Origin of the sequence: Paenibacillus thailandensis, assembly GCF_042685365.1 — a bacterium.
Lineage (GTDB): Bacteria > Bacillota > Bacilli > Paenibacillales > Paenibacillaceae > Paenibacillus_AP > Paenibacillus_AP thailandensis.
On sequence record NZ_JBHUMY010000001.1, the window covers coordinates 370,797 to 385,624 of the forward strand.

The window sequence follows — 14,828 nt, forward strand, 5'->3', positions numbered from 1 at the left end:
CTTCAATGGCCGCTGCCGCCGGTTTTAGACAATGGCGCGGCGTTGATGAAAATCGACGTCTTTATAGTACATATCCTTGACAAGCAAATTCGGGCCGCAGCACGATACGGCCGGGCAATGGCAGCCTACGCTGCCGGCAAGCGGCAGACCGAGCCAGCGGTCGAACAGATCGTCCAGCTTATCTTCTTTTATGTTGCCGAAAGCGGGAACGTCGGAGAAATCGGTGACGAACACCTCTCCCGTAAACAAATTCACGTTAAGCCGATTCCGGCCGTCCGGATCGTTCCGGACCGTCACGTTCGGCTCCTTCGCCAGCCTGCCGAGCAATTCGCGTTCCTCGGCATTGTCGCTGCAATGGTAGAACGGCAGCGTGCCGAACAGCATCCATACCGACCGGTCGCGCGCATCCAGCAGACGCTTGATCGCATCGAGCATTTGCTTTCGGCTGATGACCGGAAGATTTTTGGCGAACGAGCTCGGATACATCGGATGGACTTCGTGCCGGGCACAACCCATCTCGACGATCAGCTTGTGGATCTCTTCGATTTTATGATGCGTCCGGTAATTGATCATCGATTCGGCCGACACGAGCACGCCCGCGTCCGCAAGACGCCTCGCGTTGTCGATCATCCGCTCGTACAGCTTCTCCGCCGCCTCGCGCGAAACCGGATGGCCTGCTCTCGCGAAGCCGACCTCGTGGAAATCGTCTGCCGTTGTATAGTTAAAGGAAATATGCATCACGTCCAAATATGGCGCGAGCTGCTCGTAACGGCTGTACGGAAGCGTCACGTTCGAATTGATCTGCGAACGGATGCCTCTGCTTCTTGCATATTGAAGAAGCGGCAGCATATATTCGCGAACCGTCCGCTCGGAGAATGAAGGCTCTCCGCCCGTAATACTGATCGTTTCCAGGTGCTCCACTTCATCCAGCCTGCGAAGCATCAGGTCGAGCGGCAGCTTCTCGGGTTCCTTCATGACGAGCGTATCGCCAACGGCGCAGTGCTCGCAGCGCATATTGCATAAATTGGACACCGTCATCTCCACGCTGGTCAACTTGTGTCTTCCGTATTTCTGGAGCGACCGGATCGGATCCCAAGGATCGTAGGACGGGGATAACGGCGTCAGCCTTTCCGTATTGATTGGTTGTACGTTTAAACTATTCATCACATCAGCACCTGACTTACTTTTAATAAAGATCTTCTTTATTGTAATGTCCGCAACGCGAAGAAGCAAACAAGCAAGCCGAAACAACTTCGTCGTTCTTGTCTTTAAGGACGATGAAATCGTTTCGGCGAGAAAGCTGGATCGTTTCAATTAGAGAATTAATGTTTATATTTCAAAAAACCAAACGGCGCATGAACGTCCGTTTGGCATCTGCATCCTTAAATTCCCGATACGAGCGGTTTATTCGGATTCTCGTCGTTGACGCTCACGATCATCGCGGTAAGCCGTTTGGACAAGTCGATCTCGTACGGATTTTTTAACTCCTCGCCGGCTTCGTTATACAAAATTCGGACGATCGGGCGATGCGGATAAGAAGTATTGAAATCGACGACGACTCCGGTCTCGCCGGATTGCAGCTTGACGGAGATGCCGAGCGGATAGATTGCGACTTTGTCTCTAAACGTCTGAACCATATGTTGTTCATACAGCGTCCCGGTCCCCGCATACAAAATTTCGATCGCCTGATGAGGCAATATCGGGTCGCGATAGACGCGAGTCGTCGTCATGGCGTCATAGGAATCGACAAGTCCGATCCACTTGGCGTATTCGTGTATTTCCGGTCCTTTAAGCCCGCGCGGATAACCGCTTCCGTCCAGCCGTTCATGGTGCTGCAGAGCGCAATGCGCAACGATTAGCGGTATATTGGGCTCGTCCTTCAAGAGCTCGAAGCCGATCTTCGCATGAAGCTTCATCTGCTCGAATTCGCTGTCCGTCAGCTTCCCCGGCTTCATCAACACATTCGTCGATATTTGCGTTTTGCCCACGTCGTGCAGAAGCGCTCCCATGCCCAGCGTCATCAGCTCGTCATGCGAGTATCCGTGAGCCATGCCCAGCAGCGTCGTATATACGCATACGTTAAGCGAATGCTGGTACAAATAATGATCGACCGATCCCATATTCATCAACATGATCATGGCGTCCCGCTGCCCGGATAAATCGTCGATGATTCTATTCATCATTTTTTTGAAAGGCTTTGCCACATAAGGATGAACCGTTCCTTTTCGCTTCTTCGGACGGTCCATCAGTTCCCGGAAGCTTTGCTTGATTTCATGAAGCGCATAGCGGACCGTATCCTCGCTAATAATTTCGGGAATTACGATATCATCCGTCTTCGGATCGCCAATATATACATATTGAATTCCGGTCTGCTCCAATCGGGTCAAAAGCCTGCTTGTCAGTTCGACATTTTCCGCCAAAAGCACTAATCCGTCATGCGAATAAATTTTTTTGGCCAGTTTCATTCCGGGACGGCAGCTCTGAATTGGCAATAATCGCATTTTCTCGATCCTTCCCCAAATGGTCTCCTTCTTATATACATCGGATAATACCATTCGTTCTGTTAATCGTATAGGAAATGCGACGCAATTACAACCAAATTTATACAACAATTCGACAAAAACGGCCAAAATTCATCCCTATGCCTGCTTCACCCATCTTTTGCGGCGGCAGTCGCCAAGCGCCTGCTTGTCCTGCAGCTCTTCGGCCAGCACATGCCGAATAAACTCGGGCAAATAATAGATAATTTGCTCGGAACGGGCCAAGCTTTCGTAACCGATCTTAAACGTAAACATGTCGATCGTCCCGACTTCGTACAGCTTCTCCGATTCAAGCGGCTCTCCGCCGACGGTAACCGATACGATCCCGCCATCCTTCCCGCCGTAAACGACCTCCATGCCGTCGACGGCCAGCGAGCCGAGGACGCGTCCGCGGAAGCCAAATCCTTTGATCGCTTTCTCCGTGTATTCGGGCCGCAACGATTCCTCCAGCGCCTCCAGCAGATCGCTCCCCTTCAGCAGCAGCTTGCACGGATTGATCGGGGACGGGCATAAAGCGTGCAGCATGCCTTCCGTCACGTCGCCTGCCGGCAATCCTTCCAGCAGCTGCCCGGTGTTGACGAGTCCGATCTTCGTGCCGGTCCAGCGCCGCAAACCTGCCGCAAGCAAATTGCCGAGAGGCGATTCCCCTTCCGTGGAAGCCTGCAGCGGCTCCTCCAGCCGGGCGACGACCCGGCTAAGACGGATGGAGGCGGACCGCCGGAAGCGCTCGATCAGGTCAGCCGCTTTCGGAGACTCCGCCCACCCTTCCGAAGCAACGCACGAAGCCCGCATGACGGGCCGTCCCGCTTCGTCGACGCTTATTTCGACGCGTCCCGCGTATTCGCCGTGTTTGCCGGCGGCGCATATCGTCGTCCCGCCGATCACAAGCGGCTCTTCGAGCAGATGATGCGTATGGCCGCCCATAATCAGATCGATGCCGGGCACCGTTTCGGCCAGCTTCCGGTCAAAATTCAGGCCCACATGGGACATGACCGCAATGATGTCGACATTCGCCCGCAGCCTCCCGACTTGTTCCGCTACGGCGGTTAGCGGATCGCCGGACTTCCATCCGATCAGCGTATAAAAATCATGAAAATTCGCCGTGACGCCGATCAACCCGACGTTCAAGCCGCCCCTGCGGATGACGACGTTCGGCAGCAGCCAGTCCGGCGAAGCATCTCCCGGCAGCCGATGCAAGTTGGCGCACACGACGGGAAATTTCGCCCGTTCCCTATACACGTTTCCTATTATATCCGGGGTATAAGTGAGTCCCTCGTTATTGCCAAGCGTAACGGCGTCATAACCGGCCTCGTTCAGCAGCTCGACGTTGACCGCGCCGTCGCTCCCCTCCGTTTCGGGACGCATCCGGTCGATATGATCCCCGATATCTAAAGCAAGCACATGCTCGGCGCCGTGCTTGTTCCGTTCCTCGGCTATGAAGGAAGCGATTCTGGCCGCGTTCTCGAGACGGCTGTGAATATCGTTGCTATGAATAATAATGAGTTTGGCGGGCACATGTCGCGCGTCCTCCATCGTCAATCTCCTCCTTGCCCCGGCCTTGCCCCGGCCTTGCGCCGGCCATGCGGCGCGGCTACCCGCCGATCTGGGACATCCTCCGCTCCGTCGGCATATGGGATTGCGCCTCGCCCGCAAGCTTGGCGGCCATTTCATGGCTGACCGGCTTTACGTTCATGGCGCGCTCGAACAAAGCGCGCATCGCTTCGCGATTGCCGATAGCCGGCTTCACGTTCAATTCGTCCATCCAGTACAAGCACGGCTTAATCGATCCGTCGGCCGTCAGCCGAAGGCGATTGCAGCTGGCGCAGAAATGATCGCTTACCGGATGGATAAGCCCAAAGGAACCGACGCCGCCTTCCATCTGCCAATCGTCCGACGGCCCGTTTCCTTTCACCCGCTCCCGGCGCTTGATCGCGTATCCTTGCTCTTCGGCGATTTCAAGCACGCGGGAGAGCGGCAAGTAATGGCTTCGCCAGCCTTCGTCGGCATGGCCGATCGGCATATATTCAATAAAGCGGACATGCAGCGGCTGCTCGTAGGCCAGCTTCAGGAAAGAGGCGATTTCGTCTTCGTTGACCCCTTTCAGCAGCACGCAGTTCAGCTTAATCGGCGAAAAACCGGCGGCCGCCGCCGCTTCGATTCCTTCCATTACCCGTTTCAATTCGCCGCGGCGGGCAATGAACCGGAATCTTGCCGGATCCAGCGTATCGAGGCTTATGTTTACCCTGGTCAGGCCGGCTTCTTTCAGCGCTTCCGCTTGTTTTGCCAGAAATATTCCGTTTGTCGTAAGCGCAATATCCCGTATGCCGGGTATGGCGGCAAGACGTTGGACGAGGCCCGGTAACCCCGGCCGGACAAGAGGCTCCCCGCCGGTAATCCGGAGCTTCGATATCCCCATCTCCGCGGCCGTCTCCACAACTTCGACGATCTGATCGTAACTAAGAAGCTCGGAAGACTCCATAAATTCGACGCCTTCTTCCGGCATGCAATACAGGCAACGCAAATTACACCGGTCTGTAACCGAAATACGCAAATAGTCGTGCACTCGTCCAAAACGATCCGTCAGCATGGCTCGCACTCCCTTTCTACCCCATCGGAAAAGCACAAATTCTAGAACACGGAAAACGAGCTTTCCGATTGGCGGTAAAACCTGCCTCAATACGCGGTCATTCATCTTGGAAACGCCGCGATATAAGGTTTTCTTTATACACCTAGAATAACATTTTTAAAAGGATTATGGTATGCTAATAACAGTTCAACACTATCCGAATACGAGGTATTTGCTTATGTCATATCAATGGTCCGTTCACTTGTTTGCCGGACTTGCGGAACGCTTCGGAACGAGCCGGCTTACGGTGGAGACGGCGGAGCCGGAACTGACCGCGGGAGCGCTGAAGCGGCTGCTCGCCGGCAAGCATCCCGAACACGCCGGCCTGCTGCAAGCCTCTTACGTCGCTTGCAATCAAGCTTACGCGTCGGACGAGTCGGCCGTTCGTCCCGAGGACGAGCTTGCCATTCTGCCGCCCGTCTCTGGCGGAGAACCGCTGCCGGAACAAACGGATAAAGAAAACAAGTCGGGGCAAGCCCCTCTTTATGTTTTGACAAGAGACCCGATCGACGTGAACGAGGTGCTGTCCAAAGTGATCGTACCCGAACACGGCGCTTCGATTGCATTCGCAGGAACGACAAGAGAGTGGACGGAAGGGCAACGCACCGTTCTGCTTTCTTATGAAGCCTACGAGCCGATGGCGGTACAAACGATGAAGCAGATCGGCGACGAAATCGCGGAGCGGTGGCCGGGCGCCCTATGCGCGATTACGCACCGGCTAGGGGAAGTCGCGGTGGCGGAGACCAGCGTCGTCATTGCCGTGTCTTCGCCGCATCGGGACAGTTGCTACGAAGCGAGCCGCTACGCCATCGAAAGGCTGAAGCAGATCGTGCCGATTTGGAAGAAGGAAATTTGGGAGGACGGCTCCGAATGGAAAGGTCACCAGCTGGGGCCATGGAACCCGACGGCCCCCCTCGAAGGCTTCCGGACGGGTACGGCATCGCCGGCTGCGAAAGGCAACGATGAAAGTCCGCAATGATCCGGAAAGGAGTCGCGCAGCATGAATGAGCCTGAACTGAAGACAACGTCTTTGCCGCCGGCCGACCAGCGTTATGCCCGGCAAATCCGGTATTCCGGCATCGGCAAAGACGGACAAGCCGCCATTATGGGCAGCCGCGCCGCCGTCGCCGGCGTCGGAGCGCTCGGCACCGTAATCGCGCAGCATCTCGTTCGTTCGGGCGTCGGCTTCGTCCGCGTCATCGACCGCGATATCGTGGACTGGAGCAATCTCCAGCGTCAAGTGCTTTATGACGAGAGCGACGCCAGAGCCGTTTTGCCGAAGGCGGAAGCCGCCGCTGCCCGATTGCGAAGCATTAACGGCTCCGTCGCCGTCGAAGCGGTTATGGCCGATATTACCGCCGCGAATGCGGAAAGCCTGCTCGGCGACGTGGATGTGATTTTGGACGGGACCGACAACTTTTCCGTCCGATATTTAATAAACGATGTCAGCGTCAAGCACGGCATCCCGTGGATTTACGGCGGCGCGGTCGGGGGCGCTGGCGTGACGATGACGATCCGCCCCGGAATATCGCCCTGCTACCGCTGCCTGTTTCCCGAGCCGCCTCCGGCAGGAAGCGCCGATACTTGCGAAACGGCGGGCATTCTTTCGCCCGTCTCGGACATCATCGGCTCTTGGCAGGCGCTCGAGGCGCTGAAGCTGCTTGCCGGCCGCGAGGAAGCGCTGCACGGCAAGCTGATGCAGGTGGATGCGTGGAACGGCAGCTTGATGCCGCTCGGCATTGCCGGCTCGCGGCGCTCGGACTGCCCGGCTTGCGGATTGCGGCGTTTCGACTATTTGGACAACGTCTCCGAGCTGCCGGCCAGCGCGGCGTTATGCGGCCGCAATACGATTCAAATATCGCCGGGCAGCCCCGTCGAGCTGGCTTTGCCCGAGCTCGCGGCAAGGCTTCGCGCAGTCTATCCGGTAGAGACTAGCCCTTATCTTATACGGATTGCCGTCTCGGACGAATTGACGCTGGTGCTGTTCCCGGACGGCCGCGCCCTTGTCCAAGGGACCGACAATCCAGTAAAAGCAAGGGCGATTTATGCTGAAATTTTAGGTTTCTAGCACTATTTATTTTTAAAAACCTCACCCTCTTATTGCCTTTGTTTAGTTACCTTGATACTATTAAGCTTAATATGATCTCATTATAATGGGCCGAGGTGCGTGCATGAGGATTCATGTAACTGAGTTGATCGACGGGGATCGCTTGAGCGGAGACGCTTTTAACGATTACGGGCTCCATGTTCTATCCAAAGGAACTGTGCTGCAGCACGACGATATAGCGAAGCTTCTGCAGCATAAAATAGAGTTCGTGGATATCGAGCAGAGACAATCCCCCGGGAAGAGCAAATCGCAGGCAAGAACGCTTGAATCAACCGTTAGTCCCAAATGGCTGCCGATCGTACAGCCGTTGTACGAGATCGCGGTGTCTTCCTTTAAAGATTTGTACAAGAATACCATGAACGAAGGAATCATCGATCCGGATCAAATTTCGGATGTTTTGCAGCCGCTTCTGAACAATTTTCAACTGGAGCGCGATGTCGTATCTTTGCTTCTGTTATTGAACACCGAGGACGATTATACATATCAGCATTCCATCCAGGTTGGCATGTTATCGTATTATCTGGCATCCTGGTTAGGCTATTCCAAGGAAGAAGCCGTTCAAATTTCCAAAGCGGGTTATCTTCACGACATCGGAAAGTCCAGAATCGATCCGGCGGTGCTGAACAAGCCCGGAAAGCTGACGGAAGCCGAGTTTGAAGAAGTGAAGAAGCATACCTTGTACGGCTATGAAATCATTAAAGAATCGTTTGGCGAAGAGCCTTATTTGGCCGTCAGCGCGCTGCAGCATCACGAGCGAATAAACGGCAGCGGCTACCCTCACGGCGTTAGAGGCGAGGATATCCATCCCGTAGCGAAAATCATTAGCGTCGTGGACATTTACAGCGCCATGATCTCGGAGCGAGTCTACCAGAAGAAACGCGATATGCTGTTTGTTCTGAAAGAGCTATACCGCCTCAGCTTTATCGAACTGGATCCTCATATTACGCAAACGTTCATTAAACATATGATTCCGAATTTCATCGGCAAAAAAGCCGAGCTCGAGTCCGGAGAAATCGGCACGATCATCATGACCCACCCGATTGATTTCTTCCGTCCGCTCATTCAGATCGGCGACCGTTTCATCGATCTGGCGGTCGAGCGCGATTATGTGATCAAAGAGATTTATTTATAGCCCCATGGTATCCCCCGGACTCCGCCGTTGTCAAAAGTCGGATCGGGGGATATTTTTGTTTAAACGGTTCAACTAATTGTCACAGCTACAGTAGTTGTTATCGTTATCATTATTTAGTAGCAATGGTATAATTACCTCAAGCCGTTACATCGGAGATTAGATGCGAACGCCCGGATAGGGCGAACCGCATTCGTCTGAACCCGTTTCTCCAGGAGGTAATTTGATGAGAAGATCGCTGTATTATTTGTGGACCGCTTTATCGAGTTATACCGTAGGGATATTCGTTTATACGTTGATTTTAAAATTTATGGGCGAAGCGCTGGGAAGCGACGATGTGAGTCGGCTTCTATTTTGGACCTTCCCTACGTTTATGTGTGTTATGATGGGTCTCTATTTGTTGGCGGTTCTAATTCTTAAAAGATTTAATCGTTACACCTTCTGGCTGCAAACCTTGCTTTTTTTTATCATTAGCCTGATTCCGGCAAGCATTGTACCGATCATCTCCGGCTTCGGAGTTTTCTTCGGCTCCTCTTTTCTTATATCCGTCGAAGGATTGCTCTTTGTAGCGATGTTTGCTTCCACTTCTTTGTTGTTTTCTTATGGCGTATGGGTCGGTCAAGAAAAGCGGAACCGGGGAAAAAAAATCTATTTGATTGTTTCTATCGTAATCCTCTTGATACTGATAGCCTTATTCATGGTTTAACTGACAGACGGCCATCCGGGAAATCCGGATGGCCGTTTGTTCAAGCTACATTTACTTATGCCTTACGCCGACTTGTTTACCGAGTGCTCCATCGGCGGGAACAAAGAGGCGACGGTTTCGCCCGTTGTACGCGGATCGTGTTTATAGATTAAAACCGGCGTGCCGCTGTCTACCCTTTTATAAATTTCGTGCGCCGGGTACCCGTCGTGTTGACCTACAACCGTGACTTTGCCGGAGCTTGTCACGGTAACCGTGTACTCCCAATCAATAGCCGGTGCGTCCGTATTGAGAGGGTTGGCGACGCTGGCCCGAATTTTAAAAGAAGCTTGCGTGCTTGAAATGCTTGTATCCGAAATGGTCAACCCTTCTGTTCCTGCATGGTCATAAAACTCGCGAAGAACTTCGCCGGTGTCGATATCGATCGTTCTCTCGATTGTGGGACCTGTAGATTTATAATGTTTGATTGCTTTTTGGCTAAAATCGCAAACGATATGTTGAACCATTTTCGATTTTTCCGGCTGGTTTTCCGTGTAATACGTAAATTCACGGTTATTGCCGTTGTACTGAATGATGACTTCCGTCGTCCGCATAAACTCGATCCATGCTTGGGGAATGAATGCCGCAAAACGAACTTCTACTATGTTTGCCATGATATAACCTCCTTTTATTTGAGGCATCGATAATGATCACTTCCCGGGATTCGAGATCATCTCGGCTGCCTGTACCTGTAAAGTGAGATGTAACGAACGAATAACAACCTTTAAAGCAAATTTATTTAGATGAGAAGTGTGACGAGGATGTGCGATTCTTACCTCAAAGTTATAAAAAAAAGGCGCCAGTCAATAAAACCGGCTACCCGTTCCATTTACATAATTGCTTGCAAAACTCGGAAAAATCCGGAGTGCTGGTCAAATCGTAGGCCATGATTTTCTTAATCATGGTTTCGACAATGCTCTGCTCAAGATCGTCACGCCGGTCCGACTTTATTTTGTACTTTGCACTTCGAACAGCCGGCATGAACATGGATATAATTTCCTGCAGAGCAGCTCTATCGCCGCTTTGCGCTTTCTGAACTAAATCAAAAAGATCATTTTCCATTACTATCCTCACTCATTTTTTTATGGATGACTTCTGTCAGGTTTAGAATGCTCTCGGTAAGCGTTTCGAGTTTCTTCTCAAAACGAATAAGCAAATAACCGGTTAAAACAATCGGAAATCCAACCTGGCTGACTGCGGTAAGCAAATACGAAAGAGACGGATCGTCCATCATTCTCCCCTCCTCTCAAGCAAAGCAAGGCGAAGCTTCTGTAAAGCTATGTTTCTCGTTTTTCCAACGGCTTGCGGGGATACTCCGATGAGGCGGGCAATTTCTTTATCCTGATAGCAGAATGCATAACAAAGGGTTGTAATGAGCTGCTGTTTTTGCGAGAGAACGGAAAACGCTTGCGACAAATACTCATTGGAAAAAGAAGCTTGAAACTGTGACGGTTCCAAAATAATCGTTTCCGATTCAATTTGCTCTTTTTTGCCTAACAATAACTCTCCCAGCGTAACATCCCCTTCTTCCGAAGCGGGGCGATCAAATATAAGCTGATTTCGCCAATCATTTTTTTGATTGAGACGCATCTGATCGATCGTACAGAATTTAATGGTGGAAGAAAGATACTTAATAAAACGGATACGAAAAAAATGTTTGCGAAAACGATCCTCTAATTCTTTTTTAAAGTCTTCCCCCCCATCAAGAGCTTTTAGAAGAAGTTCAATGTTCTCTTCAATTTCGAAAAAACTTCGTACTGCGCGGTTTGAAAAAATGAGGCGATTCTCCTTGCAGTAGCACAAAAATCGTTCTCTTTGCTCATCGGTTAATGCCAATCTGATCCCTCCCAATAGATTTATTCGCTCCCGTTCATAAAGTGGGATTTAAGGAAAAAATATCTACCTATGAGAACAAATGTTCTTGATTTAGATAAAAAAATCCCCCTTCTGCGAAGGGGCTTCTCATGTTTGGATATTTTAAATGTACTGTATTTCCGTCATTTTTGTAAAAGCCTTCTCGCACCGATTTTTCTCCGTTTTCGGACGAATAAGCAGGCTAAACCTCCGTTTTCTAGCTTTTTCCTTAAAATCACTTGTATATCCGTCATTTTAACCTTATAATAAAGGAAATTGTCGTTATAACCGACACTAAGGAGTGTAGTCAACGTGACCATAGGCGAAAACATTCGGAAATTTCGCAAGCTGAACCGTCTCACCCAAGCCGAGCTTGCCGAACAGGCGAATATGTCCCGTTCGTACCTTGCGGACGTCGAACGCGACCGCTATAATCCAAGCGTAGAAACGTTAACCCACTTAGCGCGGGTGCTTCGCGTCAGCCCTAACGATTTGATCGGCTCGGAAGGGGACGGCCGAAGCGGCAGCTCCCAGGCTCTATCGGCCAAGGAAGAACGCGACATCGCGCTTGACCTCGAAAGAATGATCAGCGAACTCGAATCAAACGAAGCGCTCGCTTTTCACGGAGAGCCCATGGATGAAGAAACGAAGGAGCTTATGCGCATTTCGCTTGAAAATTCTTTAAGACTTGCGAAAAGTATGGCCAAAGCCAAATTCAATCCCAATAAACAGAAATAAAGGGGCAGATTCATGGGGATTAAAAAAACGGTTAAGCAGCTTATACGCAAGCACGGCACGAACAACCCCTTTGTGATTGCTTCCCAGAAAAATATCGTCGTGCTCTTTGAGCCTCTCGGCAGCATCATGGGCTATTTCAATACGTATAAGCGGATCAAGATGATCCACATTAACAATGCTTTAAGCGAAGAAGAGCAGCGGTTCACGTGTTCCCATGAGCTCGGACACGCGATCCTGCACCCGAAGGTGAACACGCCTTTCCTCAAAAGAAACACGTATTTTTCCATCGAGCGTATTGAACGCGAAGCGAACGAATTCGCCGCCGAGCTTCTCATACCGGACGAGCTGCTGCTGGAGCATTCCATTCGTCACATCGCCGCTTTATGCGGCGTCCCGGAGGAAGTGTCCCGGCTGAAACGAATGCCCGCGGAAAAAAGCTTTTGGCGCGACGAAAGATCGTTTTTTACGTTTTAGTTTAACGCTTCTCAGCGTATCTAATTTTATAATGATGCAACCGATATTAAAATTAGGAAGTATATAGTAAAATGTTACTAAATTATTTAAAGGAGAGATAGTCTTGGCTTTTATTGGGGTTATTGTATTCTTAGCGTTCATCGTATTTCTGATTATGGGGATAGTAGCAGCAATACGGAAAGACGGAAAGGCAAAAAGGTGGTTCGCAATATCCGGCTCTGCATTTGTAATTTCAATAATTTTAATTAGTGTCTCCCCTGATACAACTTCCGAACCTGCTAATAGTGCTTCAAACCAAACTGCTGATGCTAAGGCTGAAAAAGAGAAACAAGCCAAGCTGAATGCCGAGGAGGAAACGAAGGCAAAGGAGGCTGCTGCAGCTGAAGAAGCTAAAAAGGCCGAAGAGGCTAAAGCTGCTGCCGAAGAAGCTAAGAAGGCCGAAGAGGAAGCGATTCCTGGAACGATCGGGATGACACCAGAAGAATTCAAAGAAGCGTTTAATTCTGCGGCAAAGGAGTTTGATGCGTCGTTTAACATTAACAAACTAACCGTGGAGGAAGGACAAGTTCAAAATACATTCCAAGTTATGTTTACGGATAATTTGGGTCTAACCGGAACTGTAAATAAAAAGGACGGTAGCGTTAGAGATGTGATGATTATGGGAGCTGGTGACGGTACAGTTGAATCTGGTACCGATATTATATTAGCGATTGGAACACTTATTGCAAGCACCAACCCAACGTTAACTGCAGACGAAAGAGGTGATGTTCTTGGAGATCTCGGGCTTTTAGATGAAAACATGAACATCAATGATCTTGATAAGTCTACTATTCGGAACGGAATCAAGTACCACATTATGGGGTCCGATGTGATCGGAATCATGTTCTCTGCAGGCGATGCAAACGAAAAAGAATAAGAAGATGCAGAAATGCTCCGGCGACTATTAGCCGGAGCATTTCTTTGTCGAGCCATTTCATTGCAACTATCACCGCACGCGCTGCGCCACAGTTATGCCTTTCATTTACTTGAGGCTGGCGCAACATTAGATATGTACGTCTTGGACATTCATCAACCAAAACGACTGAGAAATACCTATATGTAACCAATAAAATGGAAAAGGACGCGCTCGACCTATTTGCCCAGTACGTTAAATAATGTGGGCAAATGTGGGCAAGCGCGTCCGCTACTTCAAAAAACCCTGGTTCTAAAAGCTTATCCGATACTTCCTTCCATCTCGAACTTGATGAGACGGTTCATTTCGACCGCGTACTCCATCGGCAGCTCTTTCGTGAACGGCTCGATGAAGCCCATTACGATCATTTGCGTCGCTTCGGCTTCGGACAGGCCGCGGCTCATCAGATAGAAGAGCTGGTCTTCCGATACTTTCGATACCGTCGCTTCATGCTCGAGCGTAATATTGTCGTTCATGATTTCGTTGTACGGAATCGTATCCGACGTCGACTCGTTATCGAGAATGAGCGTATCGCACTTGATATTCGATTTCGCGCCTTCCGCGCCGCGGCGGAACGATGCGAGACCGCGGTACGTTACTTTGCCGCCGTGCTTGCTGATCGATTTCGATACGATCGTCGAAGTCGTATCCGGAGCAAGGTGGATCATTTTTGCGCCGGCATCTTGGTGCTGGTTTTTGCCCGCAACCGCGATGGAAAGAACGGAGCCTTTCGCGCCGCGGCCTTTCAGCACGACAGCCGGATATTTCATCGTCAGCTTGGAACCGATGTTGCCGTCGACCCATTCCATATTGGCGTTTTCTTCCGCAACCGCGCGTTTCGTCACGAGATTGTAAATGTTCGGCGCCCAGTTCTGGATCGTCGTGTAACGGACGCGCGCGTCTTTCTTGACGATAATTTCCACGACGGCGCTGTGCAGCGAGTTCGTGCTGTATACCGGAGCGGTACAGCCTTCGACGTAATGGACGAAGCTGCCTTCGTCGGCGATAATGAGCGTTCTTTCGAATTGGCCCATGTTCTCGGAGTTGATGCGGAAGTACGCTTGAAGCGGAATTTCGCATTTCACGCCTTTCGGCACGTAGATAAAGCTGCCGCCGGACCATACCGCGCTGTTCAAAGCCGCGAATTTATTGTCGCTGGACGGAATGACCGTACCGAAATATTCTTTGAAAATTTCCGGATGCTCGCGAAGCGCCGAATCGGTATCCATGAAAATAACGCCTTGCTTCTCGAGATCCTCTTGCATGCTGTGGTAAACGACCTCGGACTCGTATTGAGCCGATACGCCGGCGAGGAATTTTTGCTCCGCTTCCGGAATACCCAGCTTGTCGAACGTTTCTTTAATTTCTTGCGGAACTTCTTCCCACGTTTTGCCTTGCTTTTCGGAAGGCTTTACGTAGTATTGGATGTCGTTGAAATCAAGCTCTTCCAGGTCGCCGCCCCAACGCGGCAGCGGCATCTTGTTGAATTGCTCCAGCGATTTGAGTCGGAAGTCCAGCATCCATTCCGGTTCGCCCTTCATCTCCGAAATCGTGCGCACGATTTCCGGAGTGAGGCCTTTGCCGGATTGGAATACCGCTTTGTGCTCGTCGCGGAAGCCGTACTTGTATTCATCAAGTTCAGGCATTTCTTTGGCCATTGTTTTCA

General features: G+C 50.9%; 16 protein-coding genes. 7 read left to right on the forward strand and 9 right to left on the reverse strand.

The genetic code is table 11. The features are described from left to right. Window positions 1-24: 24 nt before the first annotated feature. The 4 genes from yfkAB to moaA all read right to left on the reverse strand — a co-directional run bounded on the left by yfkAB (window position 25) and on the right by moaA (window position 5,127). Complete coding sequence (gene yfkAB / locus ACFSW5_RS01705) at window positions 25-1,164, reverse strand: radical SAM/CxCxxxxC motif protein YfkAB (protein ID WP_379269044.1); 1,140 nt, start codon at window positions 1,162-1,164, stop codon at window positions 25-27. Between the two features lie 218 nt (window positions 1,165-1,382). After that, window positions 1,383-2,501 (reverse strand): HD-GYP domain-containing protein, encoded by a 1,119-nt coding sequence (locus ACFSW5_RS01710; protein ID WP_379269047.1) that lies wholly within the window; start codon window positions 2,499-2,501, stop codon window positions 1,383-1,385. A 138-nt stretch (window positions 2,502-2,639) separates the two neighbouring features. Beyond that, window positions 2,640-4,073, reverse strand: a complete 1,434-nt coding sequence (locus tag ACFSW5_RS01715) for a bifunctional metallophosphatase/5'-nucleotidase (protein WP_379269049.1) — start codon at window positions 4,071-4,073, stop codon at window positions 2,640-2,642. 58 nt (window positions 4,074-4,131) lie between these two features. Further along, entirely contained in the window at window positions 4,132-5,127 is a 996-nt protein-coding gene (gene moaA, locus ACFSW5_RS01720) for a GTP 3',8-cyclase MoaA (RefSeq protein WP_379269051.1), read from the reverse strand. A 217-nt stretch (window positions 5,128-5,344) separates the two neighbouring features. Here moaA and ACFSW5_RS01725 point away from each other — a divergent pair, with 217 nt between their 5' ends. The 4 genes from ACFSW5_RS01725 to ACFSW5_RS01740 all read left to right on the forward strand — a co-directional run bounded on the left by ACFSW5_RS01725 (window position 5,345) and on the right by ACFSW5_RS01740 (window position 9,108). Then, window positions 5,345-6,145: a molybdenum cofactor biosynthesis protein gene (locus ACFSW5_RS01725; RefSeq protein WP_379269055.1), complete on the forward strand. Its 801-nt coding sequence runs from the start codon at window positions 5,345-5,347 to the stop codon at window positions 6,143-6,145. A gap of 21 nt (window positions 6,146-6,166) precedes the next feature. Continuing rightward, window positions 6,167-7,234: a ThiF family adenylyltransferase gene (locus ACFSW5_RS01730; RefSeq protein WP_379269057.1), complete on the forward strand. Its 1,068-nt coding sequence runs from the start codon at window positions 6,167-6,169 to the stop codon at window positions 7,232-7,234. A gap of 103 nt (window positions 7,235-7,337) precedes the next feature. Beyond that, complete coding sequence (locus tag ACFSW5_RS01735; RefSeq protein ID WP_379269060.1) at window positions 7,338-8,405, forward strand: HD-GYP domain-containing protein; 1,068 nt, start codon at window positions 7,338-7,340, stop codon at window positions 8,403-8,405. A gap of 223 nt (window positions 8,406-8,628) precedes the next feature. Continuing rightward, on the forward strand, window positions 8,629-9,108 hold the full coding sequence (locus ACFSW5_RS01740) for a hypothetical protein (protein WP_379269062.1): 480 nt from the start codon (window positions 8,629-8,631) through the stop codon (window positions 9,106-9,108). Window positions 9,109-9,170: 62 nt separating this feature from the next. Here the strand turns inward: ACFSW5_RS01740 and ACFSW5_RS01745 are convergent, their stop codons facing one another. From ACFSW5_RS01745 to ACFSW5_RS01760, 4 genes are all read right to left on the reverse strand, one after another. Further along, entirely contained in the window at window positions 9,171-9,758 is a 588-nt protein-coding gene (locus ACFSW5_RS01745; protein WP_379269064.1) for a DUF3238 domain-containing protein, read from the reverse strand. Between the two features lie 202 nt (window positions 9,759-9,960). Continuing rightward, entirely contained in the window at window positions 9,961-10,206 is a 246-nt protein-coding gene (locus ACFSW5_RS01750) for a helix-turn-helix domain-containing protein (RefSeq protein WP_379269066.1), read from the reverse strand. Continuing rightward, window positions 10,196-10,378, reverse strand: coding sequence for a YvrJ family protein (locus tag ACFSW5_RS01755; protein ID WP_379269068.1), 183 nt, complete (start codon window positions 10,376-10,378; stop codon window positions 10,196-10,198). The genes ACFSW5_RS01750 and ACFSW5_RS01755 overlap by 11 nt, the downstream gene beginning before the upstream one ends. Continuing rightward, a complete protein-coding gene (locus tag ACFSW5_RS01760) occupies window positions 10,375-10,980 on the reverse strand; it encodes a hypothetical protein (protein WP_379269070.1) in 606 nt (201 codons plus the stop codon). The genes ACFSW5_RS01755 and ACFSW5_RS01760 overlap by 4 nt, the downstream gene beginning before the upstream one ends. A gap of 330 nt (window positions 10,981-11,310) precedes the next feature. On the opposite strand from ACFSW5_RS01760, the gene ACFSW5_RS01765 reads away from it, so the two are divergent. The 3 genes from ACFSW5_RS01765 to ACFSW5_RS01775 all read left to right on the forward strand — a co-directional run bounded on the left by ACFSW5_RS01765 (window position 11,311) and on the right by ACFSW5_RS01775 (window position 13,126). Further along, window positions 11,311-11,736: a helix-turn-helix domain-containing protein gene (locus ACFSW5_RS01765; protein WP_379269072.1), complete on the forward strand. Its 426-nt coding sequence runs from the start codon at window positions 11,311-11,313 to the stop codon at window positions 11,734-11,736. 12 nt (window positions 11,737-11,748) lie between these two features. After that, the gene (locus tag ACFSW5_RS01770; RefSeq protein WP_379269074.1) at window positions 11,749-12,210 is read left to right on the forward strand and encodes an ImmA/IrrE family metallo-endopeptidase; all 462 of its coding nucleotides are present in this window, start codon (window positions 11,749-11,751) and stop codon (window positions 12,208-12,210) included. Between the two features lie 103 nt (window positions 12,211-12,313). Continuing rightward, window positions 12,314-13,126, forward strand: a complete 813-nt coding sequence (locus ACFSW5_RS01775; protein WP_379269077.1) for a hypothetical protein — start codon at window positions 12,314-12,316, stop codon at window positions 13,124-13,126. 296 nt (window positions 13,127-13,422) lie between these two features. On the opposite strand, the gene sufB is transcribed toward ACFSW5_RS01775, so the two are convergent. Then, on the reverse strand, window positions 13,423-14,820 hold the full coding sequence (gene sufB, locus ACFSW5_RS01780) for a Fe-S cluster assembly protein SufB (protein ID WP_379269079.1): 1,398 nt from the start codon (window positions 14,818-14,820) through the stop codon (window positions 13,423-13,425). Window positions 14,821-14,828: the final 8 nt, after the last annotated feature.